Source organism: Micromonospora noduli, assembly GCF_003264475.1.
Lineage (GTDB): Bacteria > Actinomycetota > Actinomycetes > Mycobacteriales > Micromonosporaceae > Micromonospora > Micromonospora noduli.
Genome location: NZ_PYAC01000012.1, coordinates 158,739 through 181,921, shown reverse-complemented (window position 1 = coordinate 181,921; position 23,183 = coordinate 158,739). Strand labels below are relative to the sequence as shown.

Here is a 23,183-nt window from a genome sequence, read left to right as displayed (position 1 = left end):
CGCCGACTTGTCATCGTCATCGAGTACGGCCCGCACTGGCGTATCGTTCGCGCCGATGGCCGACAACATTGCCCGGGTGTTCGCCGACGCGATCGCGACCGACCCGACCCGACCGCTGCTCACCTGGTACGACGACGCCACCGGCGACCGCACCGAACTTTCCGGCGTCACCTTGGCGAACTGGGTGGCGAAGACCGCCAACCTCCTGGTCGACGAGGTCGGCCTCGCGCCGGGCACCCCGGCCGGCGTGCTGCTGCCGCCACACTGGCAGACCGCTGCGGTGCTGCTGGCCTGCTGGTCGGCCAAGCTGAGCGTCGTCGACACGCCGGGCGACGTGGGGGTGCTCTTCGCCGCCGTCGACCAGTTCGACGAGGCGCAGTCCTGGTCCGCCGACGAGCGGTACGCCCTCGGGCTGGCCCCGCTCGCCGCCCCGCTTCGGCAGGTGCCGCCCGGGTTCGCCGACTACGTCGTCGAGGTACGCGCACACGGTGACCACTTCACGCCGCAATCCGGCCCTGGCCCCACCGACGCGCACCTGCTGGGTCGCGCCGAGGCCCGCGCCACCGAGTTGGGCATCCTTCCCGGCGCTCGGGTCCTCATCGACGCCGCCCGGCACCCCGACCCGGTCGACTGGCTGCTGGCCCCGCTGACCCGGGCCGCCACCGTGGTCCTCTGCGCCAATCAGGACCCCGCCCGCCTGGCCGACAGGCTGGCCACCGAGAGAGTCACGCACTCCCTCCCCTAACCACCCGCCGTTCCACCCCGCCCCACCCCGGCGATCTTGCAGTTTCGGTTGTCGAAATGGGTGGGATGCCCCTCAAGTCGGGACAGAAAGTGCAAGATCGCCGGGGAAAGGGGTCAGGACGTCGTACGGGACTGGGCCAGGGCGGCGAAGGCGGTGAGGGACTCGGGGTTGACCAGGGCACCCTTGGCCGCCGCCTGGTCGACCGGGGTGCCGGTGAGGATCTTCTTGACCGGCACCTCCAGCTTCTTCGCCGAGAGGGTGCGGGGCACCGAACGCACCTGGTGGATCTCGTCGGGCACGTGCCGGGGTGAGAGCGCCGTGCGCAGTTCACGGCAGATCTTCGCGCGCATCGGGTCGTTCAGCTCCAGGCCCTCGGCCAGCACCACGAAGAGCAGCAGCTCACCTGCGCCGCCCTCGTCGTCCTCCAGGTGCACGACGACCGAGTCGAGCACCTCGTCGAGCCCTTCCACTACCGAGTAGAACTCGGCGGTGCCGAGGCGCACCCCACCGCGGTTGAGGGTGGCGTCGGAGCGGCCGGTGATCACACAGCCACCCCGCTCGTTGATGGTGATCCAGTCACCGTGCCGCCAGACGCCCGGGTAGACGTCGAAGTACGCCTCCGCGTAACGGGTGCCGTCCGGATCGTTCCAGAAGCCCACCGGCATGCTCGGCATCGGTTCGGTGATCACCAGCTCGCCGAGCTCGCCGATGACCGGCGTGCCGTCCGCGGAACGGGCCTCCACCTTGGCGCCCAACGCCCGGCAGGCGATCTCACCGGCGTACACCGGCAGCAGCGGCACCCCGCCGACGAAACCGGTGCACACGTCGGTGCCACCGGAGAGCGACTGGAGCTGGACGTGGTCGCCGACGGTCTCGTACACCCAGCGGAAGCCCTCGGCGGGCAGTGGCGCACCGGTGGAACCCACTCCGCGCAGCGCCGACAGGTCGGCGACCTCCCGGGGGACCAACCCGGCCTTACGGCAGGCCAGCAGATACGGCGCGGAGGTACCGAAGTACGTCGTACCGGTCTCCGCCGCCAGCCGCCACAGCCCGCCGAGGTCAGGCTCAGCCGGCCGGCCGGGCTCCGCCCGGACCCCGGGGTTGCCGTCGAAGAGGACGATGGCCGCCCCCACCGCCGGGCCGGAGACCAGGAAGTTCCACATCATCCAGCCGGTGGTGGTGAACCAGAAGAACCGGTCGGCCGGGCCCAGATCGTGGTGCAGGGCGAGCATCTTCAGGTGCTCCAGCAGGATGCCGCCGTGGCCGTGCACGATCGGCTTCGGCAGCCCGGTGGTGCCCGAGGAGTACAGCACGTAGAGCGGGTGGTCGAACGGCACCGGCGTGAACGTCAACGGCTCGTCGGTGGGTGCGGCCAGCTCGGCCCAGCCCAGCGCGCCCTCGGGGGCGGGTCCCGTCGGGTCGAGGTAGCCGATGCTGACGGTGTGGCGCAGCGACGGCAGGGCGGCCCGGATCGCCGCGACCTCGGCACGCCGGTCCACCGGCTTGTCGCCGTACCGGTAGCCGTCCACGGCGACCAGCACCGTCGGTTCGATCTGCTGCCAACGGTCGGTGACGCTGCGGGTGCCGAACTCGGGCGCGCAGGACGAGAAGATCGCCCCCAGGCTGGCGGTGGCCAGCAGCAGGACGTACGTCTCGGCGATGTTCGGGGCGTACGCCGCCACCCGGTCACCGGCGGTGACGCCGAGCCGGCGCAGCCCGGCCGACACCCGGCGGACCTGCTCGCGCAGCTCACCGGCGGTCAACGTGACAGGCGGGCGGGTCTGCCCGTGGGAGATCACCACCGGGTCGTCGTCGGCCCGCCCCGGCATCCGCAGCACGTTCTCCGCGTAGTTGAGCGTGGCGTCGGGGAACCAACGGGCGCCGGGCATCCCCCGCTCGGCCAGGGTGGCGGTCGGCGGGGTGTGCGCGATCACCTCGAAGTGGTCCCAGATCGAGCGCCAGAACCCGTCCAGATCGGTGGTGGACCAGCGCCACAGCGCGTCGTAGTCGGCGAAGTCCAACCCGCGGTGCTCCCGCAGCCAGCGCAGGTAGGCGCCGATCCGGGACCGCTCACGTACGTCCGCCGGCGGCGTCCACAGCATGTCACCCACTGCTCCACCCTCCCCCTGGCCCGACACGACACTGTGACTGGGCCGTGGCGCCATCTTGCCCTACCTCGAAGCGCCATTCTGCGCACCGGGTAGGCCAACCGACGCGTGCCCGTCCCACACTCCAACCCGCCACCTCATGTGGGTCAGCCGGCGCGGTGGGCCTGGATGGCGCGGCGGCGGGCCAATCGGTGCGCACGGCGGATCTCCGCCTCCTTGTACCGGCGCTCGTCCTCCGCCGTCTCCGGCAGCACCGGGCGGACCGCCCGCGGCGCCCCACCCACGTCCACGCCGACGAACACCAGGTACGCGGTGGCCACCCGGACCGGTGCGTCCTCGGCCGAGTCCCACCGTTCGGCGACCACCCGCACGCCCACCTCCATGGAGGTCTGGCCGGTCCAGTTCACCTGGGCGTGCGCGTGCACCAGATCGCCGACCCGGACCGCCTCGGAGAAGACGATCTCGTCGATCGCCGCGGTCACCGCGGTCCCGCCGCTGTGTCGGGCGGCAGCGGCCCCGGCCACGTCGTCGACGAACTTCATCAGAACCCCGCCGTGCACGGTGCCGTAGAGGTTGACGTCCACCGCGGTCATGATCTTGCTGAGAGTGACGCGCGAGTACGACGTCGGCTTGCCGGTTGGAGCGGCGGAGAGGTGCTCAGTCATGTCGAAAACGGTACGGTGCGCGGATGCGACATCTCTGGAGCTTCCTCGCCGGGCTGGTGGTGGCGCCCATCACCTGGGTGCTGGTGACACTGGGGCAGGACGGGTCGAGCCGGACGGTCGACCGCTGGGTGGAGATCGGCACGTTCAACACCGCCAACCTGATCGAGCCGGCCGTGTACCTCGGTGTCGGCGGTGTCCTGCTGGGCCTGCTCGGCACGCTGCGCTTCTCACCACTGGGCCCGTTGGTGGCCGGTGCGCTGCTGGTCACCCCGTACATCGGGATGTTCGTGGCGCCCTTCTCGGTGCGGGACGCGATCCCGCACGAGTGGAAGGTGTTCGGCGATCCTCTGCCGCTGCGACTGCCCGTGGAGAACGGCACGCTCTTCCTGCTCGGCCTGCTGCTGCTGATGGCGACCTTCAGCCAACAGCGTTGGCGGCAGTGGCCGAGCCCGGCGACCGAACCGGCCGCGGCACCCACCCCCGCGTCGGACGGAGGCCCCCGCAACGACGACTTCACGCTGACCGACTGGCCGGCCCCCGCGCCCGCGGAGCGCGAAGCCGCGCCCCTCACTCTGGGTTACCCGGCGGAACCGACACCGACCGAGCCGCTGCCCCGCCGGGTGGGTGGCGAATCACCCTGGTCCGCCCCACCGCGCGGCCAACCGCGCCCCGAGGACACCACCGAGATCCGCTGATCGCCGGGGCGGGCCGGGTGACCGGCCCGCCCTCCGTCTAACTCCCCGCCGCCAGGGTGGCCCGGACGGTGCCCAGCAGGGCGTCCCGGGCCGTCATCGGGAAGAAATGCCCGCCCGGCAGCACGTGCAGGGTGGACCCGGCCGACGTCTGCTCCCGCCACGGCGCGACCCGATCCGGCGGCACCTCCCGGTCCCGGTCACCCGCGAAGGCGACGATCGGGCAGCTCAGCGGCGGCTCCGGCCGGTACTCGTAGGTCTCGCAGACCGCGAAGTCGGCGCGGATGGCGGGCAGGAGCAGGTCGAGCAGTTCGGGTTCGGTCAGGATCTCCTCGTCCAGACCGCCCAGCTCACGCAGCCGTTCGACGACCACCGCGTCCGGTTGGTCGTGAATGTTCGGCGACGTACGCCGCAGCGTCGGCGCGAGGCCACCGGCGGCGAAGAGAACCCGGGGCGGCGGCACCGCGCGGCGGCGCAGTTCGCGGGCCAGCTCAAAGGAGACCAGCGCCCCCATACTGTGCCCGAACAGGGCGTAGGGCACCCCCAGCTCGGGTGCCAGCGCCGGGGCGAGGGCCTCCACCAGCTGCCGCACCCCGGTGTACGCCGGCTCACGCCAGCGGGACTGCCGACCGGGCAGCTCGACGGGGCAGACCTCGACGTCGTCGCCGAGCAGCTCCTGCCACCCGTGGTACGCCGAGGACCCACCGCCGGCGTACGGCAGGCAGATCAGTCGGACGGCGGGGGTGACGCGGCGGCGCGGCCCGGCGGCCAGCCAGCCCTGGGCGCGGCCGGGCGGGTGGGTGGTGAGGCGGTTCACGGAACGGCTCTCCTAGTACGTCGGCTCGTCGGCCAGCAGGGCGCTGGCCTCCTCGTCGGACATCTCCTCCAGCTCACTGAGCAGGTGGTCCTCGATGGCGAACGCGGCGGCCTCCAGGGTGGGGCTGTCGAACAGCACCCGGATCGGCACCTGCACGTCGAACGCCTTGCGCAGGTGCACCACCGCCCGCATCGCCAGCAACGAGTCTCCGCCGAGGGCGAAGAAGTTGTCGTGCACGCCGATCCGGTCGACCCGCAGGATGCCGGCCCAGACCTCGGCGATGGTCTCCTCCAGGGTGGAGCGGGGTGCCACGTACGGCACGTCGTCCGCCTCGACCGCGTCGGCCAACTCCACCAGTGGTCGCCTGTCGACCTTCCCGTTGGCGGTCAGCGGCAGCTCGTCGATCTCGTGGAACGCCGCCGGCACCATGTACCCCGGCAGCTTGCCCGCGAGGAACTCGCGCACGTCCGTCGGCACGGAACCGGCGACCCGGGGGACGACGAAGGCGACGAGACGCTTCGCGCCACGCGGCTCGCCCTGCGCCACCACCACCGCGCCGCGCACCTCGGGGTGCTGGGCGAGGGCGGTCTCGATCTCGCCCAGCTCGATGCGGTAACCCTGCACCTTGACCTGGAAGTCCTCCCGGCCCAGGAACTCGATCTCCCCGCTCGGCAGGAACCGGCCGAGGTCACCGGTGCGGTACAGACGGGTTCCGGTGGCCGGGTCCGCAACGAAGCTCGCCGTCGTCCGCGCCTCGTCGTGCAGGTAGCCGCGGGCCAGGCCGACACCACCGATGTGCAGGTGCCCGGGAACCCCGGTGGGTCGGGGTCGCAACGCGTCGTCGAGGACGTGAAAGGTCTGGTTCACCATGGGCCGCCCGTACGGGATGCTCGTCCACTCCGCCGGGACCGCCCCGATCGGGTAGAGGATGGACCAGATCGACGCCTCCGTCGCGCCACCGAGGCTGACCACCTCGGGCCCGTCGAGCGTCTGCCGGATCCGGTCCGGCAGGGCGACCGGGATCCAGTCACCGCTGAGCATGACCAGTCGCAGGCCGCCGGTGGCCTCCCGGACGGTGAGGTGCTCGACGAACAGCTCCATGAGGGCCGGCACCGAGTTCCAGATCGTCACGTTGGCCTTGGTGAGCAGGTCGAGCCAGGCGGCCGGATCACGGTGTGCCGCCGCCTCCGGGAGCACCACCGCGCCGCCGACGGCGAGCGGACCGAAGACGTCGTACACGGACAGGTCGAAGCTCAGCGACGACAGCGCCAGGACCCGGTCGTCCTCGCCCACCCGGAAGCGCTCGTTGATGTCGACGACGGTGTTCAACGCACCCTCGTGTTCGATCATCACGCCCTTGGGCAGGCCGGTGGACCCGGAGGTGAAGATGACGTACGCGAGGTTGTGGGGCGTGGTGTCGATCGCCGGCAGCGCGCCCGCCGGGAGGACCCGCAGCTCGTCCACCCGCAACACCTCGACGTCGCCGAACCGGTGCGCCCCGGGACCGGCCAGACGCCCCTGGGTCAGCACCACACGCACCCGGCCGTGCGTCAGCAGGAAACGCACCCGCTCGTCCGGCAGGTCCGGGTCGATCGGCAGGTACGCGGCCCCGGCGGCGAGCACACCGAGGACGGCGGCGCACTGCTCCCAGCCCTTGTCCATCACCACCGCGACGAGCTCGTCGGGGCGTACCCGCAAACCGACGAGGTGGGCGGCGATCGTGCGGGCGCGGTCCGCCAGCTCGCCGTAGGTGAGCGTCCGGGTCGGCGTGATCACGGCCGGGCGCTCGGGCACCCGGGCGGCGGTGGCGAAGAACGGCTCGTGCAGCATGCCCACCGGCAACGGCGCCTCCGTGCGGTTGTACGCCGCCTGGGCGGCGAGCTCCGCGCGGGGCACCAGCGACGGCACCGGGTCGGCCCAGTGCGCCTCGTCGGCGGCGAGCCAGTGCAGCACCGACAGCGTCGCCGCGTGCATGGCAGCGACCATGCCCTCGGGGAAGAGACCCTCGACGGCGTCGATGTCCAGCACCAGGGCACCGTTCATCTCGTACACCTGGGTGTCGATCCAGATCTGCGGTGTCTGGGAGATGGAGTAGACCACCTCGCCGATCTGCGGGTGCCCGCCGATGCCCTCAAACAGGCTGGTGAACACGACGGGCATGACGGCGGCGGCGTCACCGCGTACCCGCTTCAGCTCCCGCGCGACCCGCACACCGCTGAACAGTCCGTGGTCGAGGTCGGCGAGGAGTTGGTCCCGGATCGTCCGGGCGCGGTTCTCGAACGACGCCGCACCGCCCGCGTCGATCTCCAACAGCGTCACCGAGGTGAAGTCACCCAGGATCGCGTCGACCTGCGGGTGCAGCGGCAACCGGTGCGCCATGGGCAGGTTGAGGCTGAACCGCTGGTTCTTCGACCAGGTGGCGACCACCTCGCCGTAGGCGGCCAGCAGCAGCGCGGTCGGAGTGAGGCCGCGCCGGGACGCGGCGGCCTTGACGGTGTCCCACTCGTCCGCCGGCACCTGCCCGGTGAGCCGGGCGAAGCGGGGCGCGGCGATGGTGTGCGGGTCGGCCGCCAGCGGCAACTCCGGGGCGAGGGCCAGCGTCGGCACCCGCTCCTGCCAGTACGCGGCGGCGCGCTGGTACCGCTCGGTCGACTCCGCGGCCCGCGCGGCGAGCACGTAGTCGCGGAAGCTCAACTCCAGCTCGGGCAGGGTCGCGTCCGGCTCGTGGTAGAGCAGGGTCAACTCACGCATCACGATGCTCGACGCCCAGGCGTCGGTGATCAGGCCGTCGATGCTGTAGTGCACCCGCCCCCGACCCTCGTCGAGCAGTGTGGCGCGCAGTTCGAACAGCGGCCACCGGTCCGGCACGAACACCTGGTGCGACATGGCGGCGCGGGTCCGCTCGAAGCTCGCGTTCACCTCGGCGGCCGGGCGACCCCGCACGTCCTCGGTGACGACGACGTAGTCCGGTACCTCGTCGAGGACCTGCTGCTCGCCGTGCGGCAGCACGACGGTACGCAGCGACCCGTGCCGCCGGATCAGCCGGCGCAGCGCCCGCTGCAACCGCGCCACGTCCAGCTCGGGGACGTCGAACTCCTCGTAGCCGTGCATGCCGACGTTGCCCAGCTCGAACACGCCGGTGCGGCCGATCCAGTACGCCTGCTGCACATCGGTCAGCGGGAACGGCAGGTGCGCCGACGCCGGGTCCGGCACGACTGCCGGCAACGGCTCGGGGCCGCTGACACCGGCCTCGGCGCGGGCCGCGCGTACCGCCGCGGCGAGACCACGGACCGTCGGGTCGGCGACGAAGGCGCGCAGCGGGACGTCCGCCTCGCACACCCGGCCGACCTGGGCGACGAGCTGAGCGGCGAGCAGGGAGTGCCCACCCAGCTCGAAGAAGCCGACGGTGGGCGCGACGTCCCGTTCGCCGAGCAGGTCGGCGAAGATCGCCGCCACCTCGCGCTCGGTGGGGTCCTCGACCGCGTGGACCTCGGCTGGGTCCTCCGCCGCGCCGCCCTCGGTCTCGTCGAGCACGGTGACCAACACGTGCCCGGTGGAGGCCGCCGCGCCCACCACCCGGGCGGCTGTCCGTTCGACGGCCGACAGGTCCGCCACCGGCCACCCGTAGGTCACCCACTCCGCGTCGGACTCCCGGCCCAGCGCCGCCGCCTGCGCGACGAGGCGGCCGGCGAGCGGGTTGTCCGGCGTACCGCCGAGCAGGTGCACCTCGACGGCGGTGACCGGCTCCCGCGCGCCGACGCCCACGGCGGCCAGCGTGGCCAGGGCCTCGTCGGCGGACGTGCGGACGTCCACCGGCACCAGCACGGTCACCGGACCGGGCTGACCGGCAACCCCCGGGTCGTCGACGCTCGCACCGGCTGTGGTGAGGGCCCGCCGGAACGCGGCACCGACCACCGTGTCGCCGGCGAGCTGGTATCGGGCGCCGGTGTGCCGCTCGGGGGCGGCAGCCGGAGCTGCGGTGACGTGCGGCAGAAAGCGGTGCCCGCCACGCAGGGCCACCACCGGCTCGGGGTGCGCGCACCTGACCTCCCGCACCACCGAGGCGGCGAGGCGGCGGGCGGCAACCGGCGTCGTGGCCGGGAGCACGTCGAGCAGCGTCCGGGTGCCGGGCGCGCCGCCGGTCGCCCAACCGGCGAGCACGCCGCGCGGCGGCACCAGCGTCTCGGTGCCGGTCACGTCGAGCGCGCCGTCGGTGACGACGACCACCCGGGCGTACTCGTCGCCGCGCCTGGTGAGCGCGTCACCAAGGGCCGCGAGCGTAGGTGCCGGGTCGCCCTGTGGAACCGCCAGCAGCACCCCGCTGATCCGCTCCTGCGGCGACAGCGACGTGCGGAGCGCGCCGGTCGCCGGATCGAGGTCAGCGGCGACCATCCGGCTCCCCGCCGCGCGTAGCTCGTCGACGACGCCGTCCGGCAGACCGGCGTCGAAGGCCAGCCAGGCACCGGTCCCGGTGGTCGCCGGCCCGGCACCGCCGGCCCGGCGGTAGCCGCGCACGACGAGCCCGTCGGCACCCGCCCGGCTCGTCACCGCGTCGCGGGGAGGATCGACCCAGCAGCGTTCCCGCTCGAACGGGTAGGCCGGCAGGACGGTCCGCCGGGGCGGCACGTCACCGTGCAGCGCCTCCCACCCGATCGCGACGCCCATCCGCCACAGCGCACCGGCGGCGGCGAGGAGCTCCGTCTCGGCGTCGGCGTCCCGACCGGCCGACGGCAGCGACGCCACCGCGCGGGCGGCCGACCCACCGGCGAGGCGGGTCAACACCCGCCCGGGGCCGATCTCCAGCACCACGGCGTCGGCGTCAGCGTCGCGCAGCGCCGCCAGGCCGTCGCCGAAGCGGACGGTCGACCGCAGTTGCCGGGACCAGTACGCGGGGCTGGTGGCCGACTCGGCGGTGATCCAGGCACCTGTCACGTTCGACACGAAGGGGATCTCCGGCGCCGAGCGCGGCACCTGGGTCACCTCCGCCTCGAACGCCGACCCGGCGGCGGCCATGGCCCGGGAGTGGAACGCGTGCGAGGTGGCCAGCCGGGTCGAGGCCACCCCCCGCTCGCGCAGCCGGGCCTCGAGAGCCGCCACGGCCTCGGGCGGCCCGGAGACGGTGCACTGCCGGGGGCCGTTGACGGCGGCGAGGTCCAGCACATCGTCGAGCAGCGGCAGCAGCTCGGCCTCGGCCAGCGGCACCGCGAGCATCACGCCCGGCTCCGCCGCCTGCATGAGCCGACCGCGTGCCGCGACCAGGCGCACCGCGTCGGGCAGCGCGAACACCCCGGCCAGGCAGGCGGCCACCAGCTCACCCACACTGTGCCCGAGCAGCCCCGCCGGTCGTACGCCCCAGTGCGCCCAGAGCTTCGCCAGCGCGTACTCGACGACGAACAGCGCCGGCTGCGCGTACCGGGTCTGCCGGAGCTGTTCCGCAGCGGTCTCCCGCTGGTCGTCGGCGGGGAACAGCAGGTCCCGGATGTCCGTGTCGAGCAACGGCGTCAGGAGGTCCGCGGCCCGGTCCACCTCGGAGCGGAACACCGGCTCAGCGACGTAGAGGGCGTGCGCCATGCCGGTGCGCTGCGCGCCCTGACCGGGGAAGGTGAACAGCACCGCGCGGTCGGTGGCGGTCTCGGCCGACCGGGCCGCCGGTCGCCGCAACGCCTCGACCACCTCGGTGGGGCTGCCGCCGACGACCGTCCGGCGGTACGGCAGGGTCCGCCGGCCGCGTTGCAGGGTGTACGCCACCTCGGCCAGCGGCGTGTCCGGGTGGGCGCTCAGGTGCGCGGCGAGTCGGTCGGCAGCCGTGTCGAGGGCGGTGGGTGTGGCGGCGGACAGGGGCAGCAGGTGCCGCCGGCGGCTCTCCTGGCCTGCCGCGCGGGTCGGGGCCTCCTCCACGACGACGTGCGCGTTGGTGCCGCCGATGCCGAACGAGCTGACCCCGGCACGGCGCACCCCGCCGGGCCATGGGGTGCGGGCCGCGACGACGTGGAAGGGACTCGCGTCCAGAGCCAGCTCGGGGTTGGCGGTGCGGAAGTGCAGCGACGGTGGGATCTCGCCGGCCCGCAGTGCCAGCACCGTCTTGATCAGACCGACGACCCCGGCGGCGGTGTCGAGGTGCCCGACGTTCGTCTTGACCGAGCCGAGCCCGATGCGGCCCGGCGGCAGATCACCGAAGGCACTCGTCAACGCGGCCACCTCGATCGGGTCACCGAGCGGGGTGCCGGTGCCGTGCGCCTCGACGTAACCGATCGTGCCGGGGTCGACCCCGGCGACGGCGAGCGCCTCGGCGATGACGTCGGCCTGCCCGTCCACGCTCGGGGCGGTGAAGCCGACCTTGCGGTCGCCGTCGTTGTTCACGGCCGAGCCCCGGATCACGGCGTGTACCAGGTCGCCGTCCGTCATCGCGTCGGCGAGCCGCTTGAGCACGACGACGCCGGCGCCGCTGCCGGCCACCGCGCCGGTCGCCTCGGCGTCGAACGCCCGGCAGTGGCCGTCGGCGGAGAGGATGCCGCCCTGGGTGTGCCGGTAGCCACGGCGGCGGGCGATGACCGTCGCGCCGCCGGCCAGCGCGACGTCGCACTCGCCGGCCAGCAGCGCCTGCGCGGCCATGTGCACGGCGACCAGGGAGGTGGAGCAGCCGGTCTGCACGCTGATGCTGGGGCCCCGCAGGTTGACCTTGTACGACACCCGGGTCGGCAGGAAGTCCTTGTCGTTGCCGATGGAGGTCTGGAACGCCCCGACCCGGGCCACCAGGTCCGCGTTGGGCAGCAGATTGTGCAGCAGGTAGGAGCTCTCCCCCACCCCGGCGTAGACACCTGTCACGGGTGTCGTGGAGTCGAACGGGTGACCGGCGTGCTCCAACGCCTCCCAGGCGCACTCCAGGAAGATCCGGTGCTGCGGGTCGAGCAGCTGCGCCTCACGGGCCGAGAACCCGAAGAAGCGGGCGTCGAAGCCGGCCGGGTCGTCGAGGACGCCGAGGGCACGGACGTAGTCGGGGTGGTTGAACTCCTCGGGTGCGACGCCGTCGGCGATCAGGTCGGCGTCGTCGAGGGTGGTGAGAGATTCGACCCCGTCGCGCAGGTTGCTCCAGAAGGCGTCGAGGGTGGCGGCCCCGGGAACCCGGAGCGCCATTCCGACGACGGCGATGGCGGTGTCGGGCAGCGTACGTTCCTCGGTCATCATGCGTCCCCCCTGTCGTGATGCCGGCCCGGCCGACGTCGCGGTGTGCGCGCCCGTTGGATGGCGGCGCGTGTCTCGGCGCGGTGGTGCCCCGCGGACATCGCCGGCGTCCGGTCCCCGGACGCCAGGTGCCGGGCGAGTGCCCGCACGGTGGGGTGGCGGAACAGCTCCACCACCGGCACCGTGCGACCCAGCCGCTCGGACAGGTGCGTCTGCACCCGCATCACGAGCAGCGAGTGCCCACCGATGTCGAAGAAGTTGTCGTCGACGCCCACCTCGTCGACCACCAGCACGTCGCGCCAGATCGCCGCCACCGCGCGCTCCAACTCGCTGCCGGGCACACCCGCCCCGGCAGGGGTCGGGGCGGCGGGCGGCGCGAGGGCGTCCCGGTCGACCTTGCCGCGGTCGCTGCGTGGCAGCCGGTCCAGCGTGACGATCGTGGCCGGCACCATGTACCCGGGCAGCCGGTCGGCCAGGTGCGCGCGCAGCAGCGCCACGTCCACGTCGCTGGGCGTCACGTAACCGACCAGCGTGGGCCGGCCCGGCACGTCCTCGCGCAGCACCGCAGCCGCCTCTCCTACCGTTGGGTGGGCACCGAGCGCCGCCTCGATCTCGCCCAACTCGATCCGGAATCCGCGCACCTTGACCTGACCGTCCTCCCGGCCGAGGAACTCGAGCACCCCACCGACACCGAGCCGGACCCGGTCCCGGGTGCCGTACATGCGGCCGCCGGGCGGGCCCCACGGGTCGGGCAGGAAGCTGACGGCGGTGCGGGCCGGGTCCCCGACGTAGCCCTGCGCCACCCCCGGTCCGCCGAGCCACAGGTCCCCCGGGACCCCGCGCGGCACCGGCCGCAGTCCACGATCGAGGACGTACGCCCGCACGCCCGGCAGCGGCAGCCCCACCGGGACGCTGCCGGTGACCGGCTCCCGGTCGCCGCCCGGCTCGTGCACGGTGGCGGTGATGGTGGCCTCGGTCGGGCCGTACGCGTTGAGCCAGCGCACCTCCGGCGCGGTGGCGCGCCACTGGGCGAGCCGCCCCGCGTCGACCCGCTCGCTGCCGACCACGACGAGCCGCAGGTCCGGACAGGAGGCGGGCGGGTGACGGTCCAGCACCGCCACCCACTCGTGCCAGTACGACGCCGGCAGGTTGAGCACTGTGAGTCGCTCCCGGCGGACCAGCGCGGTGAACTCGTCGAGACCGGGCACCGGCCCGGCCGGCGGCAACACCACGGCCCCGCCCCGGATCAGCGTCCCGAACAGCTCCTCGGCGGCCACGTCGAAGCCGAGCGCGGCGAACTGGAGCACCCGGTCGGCGGGGGTGAGCGCGTAGTGCCCGGCGACCGCCTCCAGGGTGTGCACCAGGTTGCCGTGGCTGACGCGGACGCCCTTGGGTTGCCCGGTGGTGCCCGAGGTGTAGAGCACGTACGCCGGCGCCGACGGGTGCACCGGCGTGCCGGCAGCGGCCGGGGCGGCGAGCAACGCGTCCTCGATCGCGACGAACGGCAGGTCGGCGGCGGGCGGGTGGTTCTCGCGGGAGCCGAGCAGCAGCACCGCCGACGAGTCGGCGAGGATGTGCGCCAACCGCTTCGGCGGGATCGCCGGGTCCAGTGGCACGTACGCGGCCCCGGCGCGCAGGATGCCGAGCAGCGCCGCCGGCCAGTCAGGGCTGCGCTCCAGCAGGACGGCGACGGTGTCACCGGGGCGTACGCCCCGGGCGGTCAGGTGGGCGTGCACCGCGGCGGCGCGGCTGTCCAGCTCGGCGTGGCTGACCTGCCGGTCGCCCTGCACCAGCGCCGGGCGCTGCTGCCAGCGCGCCGCGGCGGCGGCGACCAGGCCGTGCAGAGTCGACGCGGTCGGCGCGTCGGTCGCCCCGCCGGCCGGCGGGACCAGCTCGGGGCCGGGCAGCAGGTCCAGTGTGGACACCGGGGCGTCCGGGGTGCTCAGCGCCGACTCCAGCAGGGTGCGGTAACTGTGCGCCAGCCGCTCGGCGGTGTCCCTGTCGAACAGGTCGACGTCGTACTCCACGGTGCCGCGCAGCTCGCCCGTGGCGCTGGGCACCTCGTCCCAGGCCACCGTGAGGTCGAACTTCGCCACCCGGCCGGGTGGCTCGGTCACCCCGACCGACAGACCGGGCACCGCGTCGGTCCGCTCGGGCAGGTTCTGTGCCGACAGCATGACCTGGAACAGCGGGGTACGACTGGGGTCGCGTGGTGGCCGGACCGCCTCGACGACCTGCTCGAACGGAACGTCCTGGTGCTCGTACGCGCCGAGCACCGCGTCCCGCACCCGGGCCAGCACGTCGACGAACGTCTCGGTGTCCTGCCAACGGGTCCGCAGCACGACGGTGTTGACGAAGAAACCCACCAGGTCGTCGAACTCGGAGCGGGTGCGCCCGGACACCGGGCTGCCGACACTGACGTCGCGGACGTCCGCGTACCGGCCCAGCACCAACTGGAACACGGCGAGCAGCACCATGAACCGGGTGACGCCGTGCCGCCGTCCCACCGCGTCGAGGCGTTCGACCAGGGCGGCGGGCAGCCGTACGTCGAACGTCTCCCCCCGGTGCCGGGCGGTGGCCGGGCGGGGACGGTCGGTCGGGAGGTCCAGTGCCGCGGTCGCACCCGCGAGCCGGTCCACCCAGTACGCGAGCTGGGTCGTCCGCGCGTCGCCGGCCAGCAACGCGCGCTGCCACAGGGTGTAGTCGACGTACTCGACGGTGAGCGGGACCGGTGCGGGCGTGCCGATGGTCCGGGCGGCGTAGAACGCGCCGAGGTCACGGATCAACACACCGATCGACCAGCCGTCACAGACCGCGTGGTGCAACGTCATCAGGAGCATCGCGTGCTCGTCGGTCAGCCGGATCAGATGCCAGCGAGCCAGCGGCCCGGTGGCGAGGTCGAAGGGTCGGGCGGCGGCGTGGCGCAGCAGGGCGTCGGCCTGCTCGTCACGGTCGGCCCGGTCGCGCAGGTCGTCCACGGTGAGGACGACCGGTGGCTCGTCGTCCACTACCTGCCGGGGCTCGCCGTCGATCGTCACCAGCCGGGTCCGCAGCGCCGCGTGCCGCGTCACCAGCCCCCGCAGGCCGGCGTCGAGGGCGTCGACGTCGAGCGGGCCGTCCACGGTGAGCACCAGCGGCACCGAGTAGACCGCCTGACCAGCGTCGAGCTGGTCGAGGAACCACAGCCGCTGCTGGGCGTACGACAGGGGGTGCGGCCCGGGGCCGGCGGCCGGCACCGGCGGGCGGGCGTCGTCCGGGCCGGCGTCGGCGACGCGTGCCGCGAGCGCGGCGACGGTGGGCGCCTCGAAGGCGGCGCGGACGCCCAGCCGCACGCCGGCGGCGGCGGCGATCCGCGCCATCATCTGCGCCGCGAGCAACGAGTGGCCGCCGAGGGCGAAGAAGTCGTCGGCGGCGGACACCACCGGCACGCCGAGCAGGTCCTGCCAGGTCCGTGCGACAAGTTCCTCGATCGGGCCGCTGGGCGGCACGCCGTCGGCGGCCCGGACGCCGTGGTGCGCGTCCGGCGCGGGCAGCGCTCGGCGGTCCACCTTGCCGTTGGGGGTGACCGGCAACGCCGCCAGCGGCACGTACCAGGTCGGCACCATCGCCTCGGGCAGCCGGGCCGCGAGGTGGGCGCGCAGCTCACCCGCCGGGACCGGGGCGTCGTCCGTGACGACGTAGGCGACGAGCCGACGTTCGTCGCCGTCCCCGTGCACCGTGACGGCGGCGGCCCGGACGCCCGGGCAGGTGGTGAGGGTGCTGGCGATCTCGTCCGGCTCGATCCGGACACCGCGGATCTTGACCTGCTGGTCGGCCCGGCCCAGGCACTCCAGTTGACCGTCCTCGCGCCACCGCACCACGTCACCCGTGCGGTAGACGCGGGCGCCGGGCTCGAAGGGGCTCGGCACGAACCGCTCGGCGGTCAGGTCGGGCCTGCCGACGTACCCGTGCGCGAGACCGGCGCCGCCGATGAACAGCTCCCCCGGAGCGCCGATGCCGGTCAGCCGGCCGTGGTCGTCGAGGACGTAGAGCAGCTCCCCACCGATCGGTCGACCGATCGGGGTCCGCGCCGCGTCGCCGGGCAGATCGGTCACGTCCCAGGTGCTGGAGAACGTGGTGCACTCGGTCGGGCCGTACCCGTTGACGAGGCGCAACCCCGGCAGGGCGGCGGCCAGCGTGGCGACCCGGCGGGCGTCGGCCGGCTCGCCGCCGAAGTAGAGGGCGCGCAGCGGGGCGAACATCGCCGGGTCGGCGTCCACGCACCTGTGGAACAGGGCGGTGGTGAGCATCAGCACCGTGACGCCGTGCTCGGCGAGTCGGTGACCCAGCCGGGACGGCGTGAGCACGTCGTCCTTGGGGATGCCCACCAGGCGCGCGCCGTTGAGCAGCGCACCCCACACCTCGAAGCTCGCCGCGTCGAACGACACGTTGGCCGCCTGTGCGACCGCGTCGGCGGGCCCGACGGGGAAGTAGTCGGCGCGGTGAACCAGCCGGACGATCCCGCCGTGGGTGGTCTCGACCCCCTTCGGCCGCCCTGTCGACCCGGAGGTGTACAGGACGCAGGCCCGCTGCGTCGGGTACGTCAGCGGCCACGTCGGCGCGGACCGTCCCGAGGGCAGCACCAGCCGGTCGAGCCGCAGCACCGGCAGGTCGTCGACGACGGCCACCGGACCGTCGGCGAGCAGCAGCCGCGCCCCGCTGTCGCGCAGCATGAACTCCCGCCGCGCCTCGGGGTAGGACGGGTCCAGGGGCAGGTACGCCGCCCCGGTGGCGAGCACCGCGAGCATCGCCACGACGAACTGGGCGGACGAGCCCATCGCCAGGCCGACGACGCTGCCCGGGGTGACCCCGTGTCCGGTCAGGACCGTCGCCAGGGCGTCGGCCCGGGCGCGCACCTCGGCGTACGTGAGGGTGGTGCCGTCGTACTCCAGAGCGACGGCGTCCGGTGTCGCCTCGGCCTGGGTGAGGAACGCCGCCGGCACACTCGGCGGACCTGCCGTACCGCCGCCGGTGCCCCACCGGACGATCAGCGCGCGCTCCTGCGCCGACGTGTGCGCGAGGGTGGAGATCGGCGCCTCGGGGTCGGTCAGGGCGTTGTCGAGCAACGTCAGGTAGTGGTCGGCGAACCGGCGCACCGTCGCGCTGTCGAACAGGTCCGGGTCGTAGGCGAGGACTGCGAACGCCGCGTCGGGCCGCGGCTCGTCCCAGAGCACGCTCAGGTCGGGCGGCACCGCCCCGGTGGTGGCGGGGGCCGCTCCCACCCCCAGCACGACCGGGCAGAGCGCGGCACGACTCGGGTCGTGGGGTAGGCCGAGCGCCTCGGCCACCCGGTGCAGCGGGACGCCGGTGTACGGCGAGGCCGCCCGCAACCCGGCGTCGACCCGCGCGAACAGGTCGGCGGCCGACGGGTCGTCGTCCCACCTGCCGCGCAACGGCACCAGGGCGCCGTCCAGCGGCGTCGCGGTGGCCAGGTCCCGGGTGCCGGCGTGCCGGCCCAGCACCACCTGCCCCACGGCGAGCAACGGCACGGAGGGTGCGACGCCCAACGCCGCGCTCACCGCGTGCAGCCGTCGGGTGGTGTCCGGGCCGACGGTGAGCGTCACCCGGTCGGTGTGCTGGCGACGACGGGCCGGGCGGACCCGGTCGGTGACCAGGTCCAGGGTGGGTACGCCGGCCAGCCCGGCCCGCCAGTGGACGAGCGCGTCCATCTCCTGGGCCACCGCACGCGATCCGGTCACTGGACCGGCTCCCCGAGACTCGGCTCGCCGGCACGCTGCCCGACCGGGTTCGTCGCCCCGGCCAGCACCCCGGCCGGATCGCGGTCGGTCACCCGGGCCACCAGCCCACCGTCGAGCGTCACCACCCGGTCGGCGCCGGCCAGGGTCTCCCGGCGGTGGGCGATGGTGAGCACCGTCGCGCCGGCGAGGTCCACCGCCAGCAGCCGCTGGATGCGGGCGTCGGTCTCGGCGTCGAGGCTCGACGTGGCCTCGTCGATGAGGACCAGCTTCGCGTCCCGCAGCAACGCCCGGGCCAGGCAGAGCAGCTGCCGTTCACCGGCGCTGAGCTGCCCGCCGTCGGCGGACAGGGCCGCGTCGAGACCGTCACCGCCCACGCCGAGCAGCCGGTCGGCGAGGCCCACCTTGGTGAGGACGGCGGTGACCGCCGCGTCGGGGTACGCACCGGTCGGGTCGATGTTGTCCCGCAGGGTGCCGGGCAGCAGCACCGGATCCTGCGGTACCACCTCGACGGCGGCCCGCAGGTCGGCCAGCCGCAGCGTGGCGGTGTCCACCCCGTCGACGAGGATGCGCCCCTGCTCGGCCGGCACGAACCGCAGCAGCGCGGTGAACAGGCTGGACTTGCCGCTGCCGGTCCGGCCGACGATGCCGATCTTGCTGCCCGCCGGGGCGTCGAACGACACGCCGTTCAGCGCGGCCGGGCCGCCCTCGGCATAGCGCAGGGTGACGTTCTCGAAGTGGACCTCGCCGGCGGTGGGCCAGCCGGCCGGGGCCGGTCGCCCGTCGGTCGGCTCGACCGGCAGCCGGGTGTAGTCGTCGACACGTTCGAAACTCGCCAGCGACAGGTCCATCATCTGCACCGTCATCAGGCTCATGGCCAGCGCCTCCATCAGCGCGTACACGAAACTGACCCCGACACCGGCCAGCCCGGCGCCGATCCCGCCCACGGCGACGATCAGCACCCCGTACGTCAGCAGGACGACCGCGCCGAGCATGTCGAGCTTCAGGTTGAAGTGCCGCGACAGCGCGTTGACCGTGTAGTCGGCGTGGTGCGCGACGCGGACCCGCTCACCGAACGCAGCCTGGTAGCCGCGCACCCGGCTGTTCCGGCCCTCGATCGAGGTCACCCCGTCGACCGCCTCGTTGAGCAGCGCGAGCATCGGCTCGTTCGCCTGCTTCGACAGCCGGGACGCCTCGACCGTGCTGGCCCTGGTGAGCCGCTGCCAGCGGAGGTAGACCACCAGCAGCAGCGGGGCCGCCACCAGCATCAGTGGACTGGTGAAGGCCAGCGCCGCCAACGGCACGACCAGGCCGACGGCGACCCGGAGGGTGTCCATTGTGGTCTCCGGCAACTCCAGGTCGATGGTCTCCATGTCACCGGAGAACCGCGCCAGAACACGTCCGGAGGAGTTGCGGTCGAAGAACGACAGCGGGGCCCGGAAGACCCGGTGCAACATCGACGCGTGCAGGTTCTGGCCGGCGGACACACCCCGGGCGAAGGCGAAGCTGAACAGCCCGCGATCCAGCACGAGCGCCAACAGACCGATGGCGGCGAACACCCCCGCGTAGTACAGCGTGTCCTGCCCGGCGTGCTCGGTCCAGTGGCCGAGCCAGAACGACGAGCCGCCCAGGACGGCCTGCCCGCCGACGGCCAGGCCGAGCAGAACGACAGCGAGGAGGCCCGGGGTCAGCACCTGCAGGTAACGGCGGTAGGTGGCGGAGCCGACCTGACCGGCGCGGACCGTCTCCTCCTCCTCGGCGGCCACCTCCTCGGCCACCTCGTCCAGCCCGGCGCCGTCCGGGTCGGACGGCGTCGCGGCCTCGGCGGCCACGGCCGGCAGCAGGTCGGGCATCTGCGCGGCGACGTCGGCGAACCGGCCCGCCGCGACCACCCGGCCGCCGTCGAGGACCACCACCCGGTCGGCCCGCCGGGCCACGTCGAGGCGGTGGGTGGCAACGATCCGGGTACGCCCGGCGAGCACCCCGTCGAACAGCGCCTCCAGGATGGTGCCGGCGACCGCGTCGTCGACGGCGCTGGTCGGGTCGTCGAAGAGGTAGACGTCGGCGTCCTCGTAGGCGGCGCGGGCCAACGCGATGCGCTGCCGTTGCCCGCCGGAGAGGTTCACGCCCCGCTCGCCGATGGCCGTGCCGTCGCGGGCCGGCATCGCCGCCAGGTCCGCCTCCAGGGCCGTGGCGCGGACGACCGCCGCGTACCGGTCCGGATCGTCGGGCGAGAAGCAGCGGATGTTGTCGACGACGCTGCCCTGCATGATCCAGGGGCGCTGCGGCAGGTAGACGGCGCTGCCGCCGACCCGTGCGGTACCCGCGACCGTCGGCAGCGCCCCGGCCAGCGCCGCGAGCAGCGCGGACTTGCCGCTGCCGACCCGACCCAGCACGCAGATCAACTCACCGGGCGCGACCCGCAGGTCGACGCCGGTCAGGACCGGCCGGGCGTCCGCGTCGGCCCCGGGCCAGGTGAACGACGCGCCGTCGAGGTCGACCGCCCCGGCCGGCGCGTCGCCGTCGGTCGACGCCTCGGCGGTGTCCGGGGCCCGCAGGAAGGTCGTCACCTTCCCGAACGCCACCCGCCACTCGTTGCGCATGTCCAGGTAGCGCACCAGCTCGGGCAGTTGGGACCGGAGGACGGTCAGCACGGCGATCGCCGCGAACACGTCCGCCGCCTTCAGTTCGTTGCCCAGCGCCGCGTACGTGACCAGGGTGGCCATCACCATCAGCACCGGCGCGGCGGCGTTCACCAGGTAGAGCGTGGCGAGCCGCTTCTGCCGGCGGACCAGCAACGCGTTGAGCGTCGCGCGTTCCCGGCCGACAGCCCGCTCGGCGACGTCCTCCCAGCCGTGGGTGCGCAGCGTCCGCATGGCCCCCAGATACTCGCCGACCAGCCCGATCCGGACGCCGTTCGCGTCCCGGATCGCCGGCACCAGCGCGAAGACCCTCTCGTTGGCCACGTGCGACAGCCACAGACCGGCGATGAGGATGACGATGCCCACCAGCGCCGCCCAGCCCAGCAGCACCCAGAGGACCACGCAGGAGCCGGCGATGCCCAGCGGGACCGCCCACGCCATGTGCGTGAAAGCGACCCGCCCGACCCTCCGGGCGTCGGACGAGGCGAGGGTGATGACCTCCCCGGAGGGGTGGGCCAGTCGGGCACCGCGATCCATCCGCAGGTACTTGCGCAGAATCTCGGTCCGCAGCAGCGCGGTGATCGAGTGCGCGGTCTTCCACACCTCGGACCACTGGTGCTTGTGGCTCAACGCGTCCAACACGTAGAAGCCGGCCAGGCCGGCGGCGATCAGCAGACCCTCCACCACCGGGCCCCGGCCGTCGCCCTCGAACCAGGCGATCAGCTCCCGCACCAGCAGCGGCCCGACGGTCGCGCAGGTCTGGTAGGCCAGGAAGATCAGGCCCGCCCACCAGAACCGTCGACGGTAGGTCTGGTAGAGGGCCCGCCGCAGCCCGTCCGGATGGTCCCGCCGGGCGGCCCAGGCACGCTCGAAGACCGGGGTCACCCGCTCCAGGTGGTCGTACCGGGGCGGCGTCAGGCTGTCCGACAGCTTCAGTGGTCGGCGCAGGGACGCCTTCACCAGGATCGAGGGCCATTGGACGAAGAGTCGGGACAGCACTCCCGCGTCCTGTTCGGCACTCGGGCGGACCGGTGTGGTGGTTGTCGACACGGTGCGTCTACTCGTTTCCAGCGAGGGCGAGCGGAGCGAACCCGTAGGCGCGCTCCAGGGCGGTACGGACACTGTCCGGCAGATAGCGGCGCATGGCGTCGAACTCGCGGGCGCGGCTGAACTTGCTGGACTCGGCGAACCGGGGACGTTGCTCCAGCCAGTTCGCCACCGTCAGGGCGGCGAGGTCGGCGTACTGGCCGGCGCTGACACCGACGCAACCGCCTGAGCGGTCCTCGAGCAGGAACGGCGGGCCGTCGAAGGCGGCGTCGAAGAGGGCGCTGCGGGTGACGGTGCCGAACAGGTACGCCAGCGTCTCCGCCTCCGCACCGATCAGCTCCCGCACAGCGGGCCGCAGCTCGTGCGGGATCGCGCCGGTCGGGAAGATCTCCGTGCCGTACACCGAGTGGAACAACCCCGCGTCGCACAGCTCCTGCCGCGCCCCCCACTGGGCCAGCAGGTCGTGCACGCCGCGCAGGTGCGCCAGCAGGTTGGCCTCCGAGTGCGCCAACTCGGCCACCCCGTGCGACTCCAGGAAGGCGATCTTCTCGGCGAGCCCGCTCACGCCGCCTCCCGACTGCCGTACGACCCGGTCATCGCCACCAACGTCTTGCGCGGCCCGGTGAAGCTGGACCGGCCGTGCGCCATCGCCATGTTGTCGACAACCAGCAGGTCACCCTGCTGCCAGGGGAAGGCCAGGGACTCCGCGTCGAACGCGGCGCGGATGGCCGCGAGGTCGGCGTCGGTGATCGGGCTGCCGTCGCCGAGGTACGCGTTACGCGGCAGGTCCTCCTCGGCCAGCAGTTCCAGCAGCGCCTCCCGGGTTGCCTCGGGCAGGTTGGAGACGTGGAACAGGTGGGCCTGGTTCATCCAGACCGTCCGCCCGGACACCGGGTGCACGGTGACGGCCTGGCAGGTCTCGGTGGTCCGCAGCGCGCCGTCGTCGAACCACTCGTAGGTGATGCCCCGCTCGCGGCAAAACTCCTGCACGGCCTCCCGGTCCATCCCGGGGAACGTCTCCTGCCAGGACACCCCGAGACCGACCCGGTAGTTGCGCACGTACCGCACACCGTGCCGCTCGAAGCGCTCGCGCACCTCGGCGGGGATGCGCTGCCAGACGGCGTGGCTGTCGGCGAGCGGGGTCTCCCCGCCGGTCTGGGCCGGGATGTTCGAGTAGAAGAACAACCGCCGGGGCCACACGCTGGTGTACGCCATCTCGTTGTGCAGCGGGATGACCTCGCTGGCCGGGTACTCGGTCGAGGTGTACACGTCGCCGACCTTGCTGCGCGGCGTGGACCGGTAGGTGTACTCGGCCATCTCCTCGCCGAAGACCTTGACGAAGGCGGAGAAGGCCGGCGCGTCCGGGGCGTCGAACCCGCGCAGCAGGACAGCGCCGTGGCTGTCCAGTCGGTCGTTGATCAGGTCGAGGTGCTCGGTGGCCCATTCCGCCGGCGAGATGCCGGGCGAGGTGGCCTCGATGCAGGCCACCCGGTTGCGCTCCGGGAACAGGCAGCTCTCTTTCACGTGGTCCATGTCGGAGGTCCTTCCGC

Annotated in this window: 10 protein-coding genes; 2 read left to right on the top strand and 8 right to left on the bottom strand. The window is 73.5% G+C overall.

All coding sequences use genetic code 11. The annotated features are described in order from the left end of the window. The first annotated feature begins 55 nt into the window (after positions 1-55). Positions 56-745 (top strand): TIGR03089 family protein, encoded by a 690-nt coding sequence (locus MED15_RS15540; protein WP_112698492.1) that lies wholly within the window; start codon positions 56-58, stop codon positions 743-745. 113 nt (positions 746-858) lie between these two features. On the opposite strand, the gene MED15_RS15535 is transcribed toward MED15_RS15540, so the two are convergent. Together MED15_RS15535 and MED15_RS15530 are read right to left on the bottom strand one after the other, a co-directional pair. After that, entirely contained in the window at positions 859-2,856 is a 1,998-nt protein-coding gene (locus tag MED15_RS15535; RefSeq protein WP_112735980.1) for an acetoacetate--CoA ligase, read from the bottom strand. 143 nt (positions 2,857-2,999) lie between these two features. After that, positions 3,000-3,518, bottom strand: coding sequence for an acyl-CoA thioesterase (locus MED15_RS15530; RefSeq protein ID WP_091394150.1), 519 nt, complete (start codon positions 3,516-3,518; stop codon positions 3,000-3,002). Between the two features lie 23 nt (positions 3,519-3,541). Between MED15_RS15530 and MED15_RS15525 the strand changes: the two genes are divergently transcribed. Further along, positions 3,542-4,213 (top strand): hypothetical protein, encoded by a 672-nt coding sequence (locus tag MED15_RS15525; RefSeq protein ID WP_112725702.1) that lies wholly within the window; start codon positions 3,542-3,544, stop codon positions 4,211-4,213. Positions 4,214-4,250: 37 nt separating this feature from the next. Here MED15_RS15525 and MED15_RS15520 read toward each other — a convergent pair whose 3' ends face one another. From MED15_RS15520 to MED15_RS15495, 6 genes are read right to left on the bottom strand one after another with little or no spacing between them, the layout of a single operon-like run. Further along, positions 4,251-5,027 carry a thioesterase II family protein gene (locus MED15_RS15520; protein WP_112735978.1) on the bottom strand — a complete coding sequence of 259 codons (777 nt, stop codon included), beginning with the start codon at positions 5,025-5,027 and terminating at the stop codon, positions 4,251-4,253. A gap of 12 nt (positions 5,028-5,039) precedes the next feature. Then, positions 5,040-12,209 (bottom strand): hybrid non-ribosomal peptide synthetase/type I polyketide synthase, encoded by a 7,170-nt coding sequence (locus MED15_RS15515; RefSeq protein ID WP_167457655.1) that lies wholly within the window; start codon positions 12,207-12,209, stop codon positions 5,040-5,042. Continuing rightward, the gene (locus MED15_RS15510; RefSeq protein ID WP_112735975.1) at positions 12,209-17,947 is read right to left on the bottom strand and encodes a non-ribosomal peptide synthetase; all 5,739 of its coding nucleotides are present in this window, start codon (positions 17,945-17,947) and stop codon (positions 12,209-12,211) included. The genes MED15_RS15515 and MED15_RS15510 overlap by 1 nt, the downstream gene beginning before the upstream one ends. Next, positions 17,944-21,636 (bottom strand): ATP-binding cassette domain-containing protein, encoded by a 3,693-nt coding sequence (locus MED15_RS15505; protein ID WP_146766721.1) that lies wholly within the window; start codon positions 21,634-21,636, stop codon positions 17,944-17,946. Before MED15_RS15505 ends, MED15_RS15510 begins: the two co-directional genes overlap by 4 nt. A gap of 7 nt (positions 21,637-21,643) precedes the next feature. Then, the gene (locus tag MED15_RS15500) at positions 21,644-22,198 is read right to left on the bottom strand and encodes a DUF6817 domain-containing protein (protein WP_112735971.1); all 555 of its coding nucleotides are present in this window, start codon (positions 22,196-22,198) and stop codon (positions 21,644-21,646) included. Further along, positions 22,195-23,166 (bottom strand): TauD/TfdA family dioxygenase, encoded by a 972-nt coding sequence (locus tag MED15_RS15495; RefSeq protein WP_112582444.1) that lies wholly within the window; start codon positions 23,164-23,166, stop codon positions 22,195-22,197. Before MED15_RS15495 ends, MED15_RS15500 begins: the two co-directional genes overlap by 4 nt. Between the last annotated feature and the right edge of the window lie 17 nt (positions 23,167-23,183).

Coding starts and splice junctions, on each gene's coding strand:
- MED15_RS15540 (WP_112698492.1), top strand. CDS start 56: ATGGCCGACAACATTGCCCGGGTGTTCGCCGACGCGATCGCGACCGAC.
- MED15_RS15530 (WP_091394150.1), bottom strand. CDS start 3,518: ATGACTGAGCACCTCTCCGCCGCTCCAACCGGCAAGCCGACGTCGTAC.
- MED15_RS15525 (WP_112725702.1), top strand. CDS start 3,542: ATGCGACATCTCTGGAGCTTCCTCGCCGGGCTGGTGGTGGCGCCCATC.
- MED15_RS15515 (WP_167457655.1), bottom strand. CDS start 12,209: ATGACCGAGGAACGTACGCTGCCCGACACCGCCATCGCCGTCGTCGGA.
- MED15_RS15495 (WP_112582444.1), bottom strand. CDS start 23,166: ATGGACCACGTGAAAGAGAGCTGCCTGTTCCCGGAGCGCAACCGGGTG.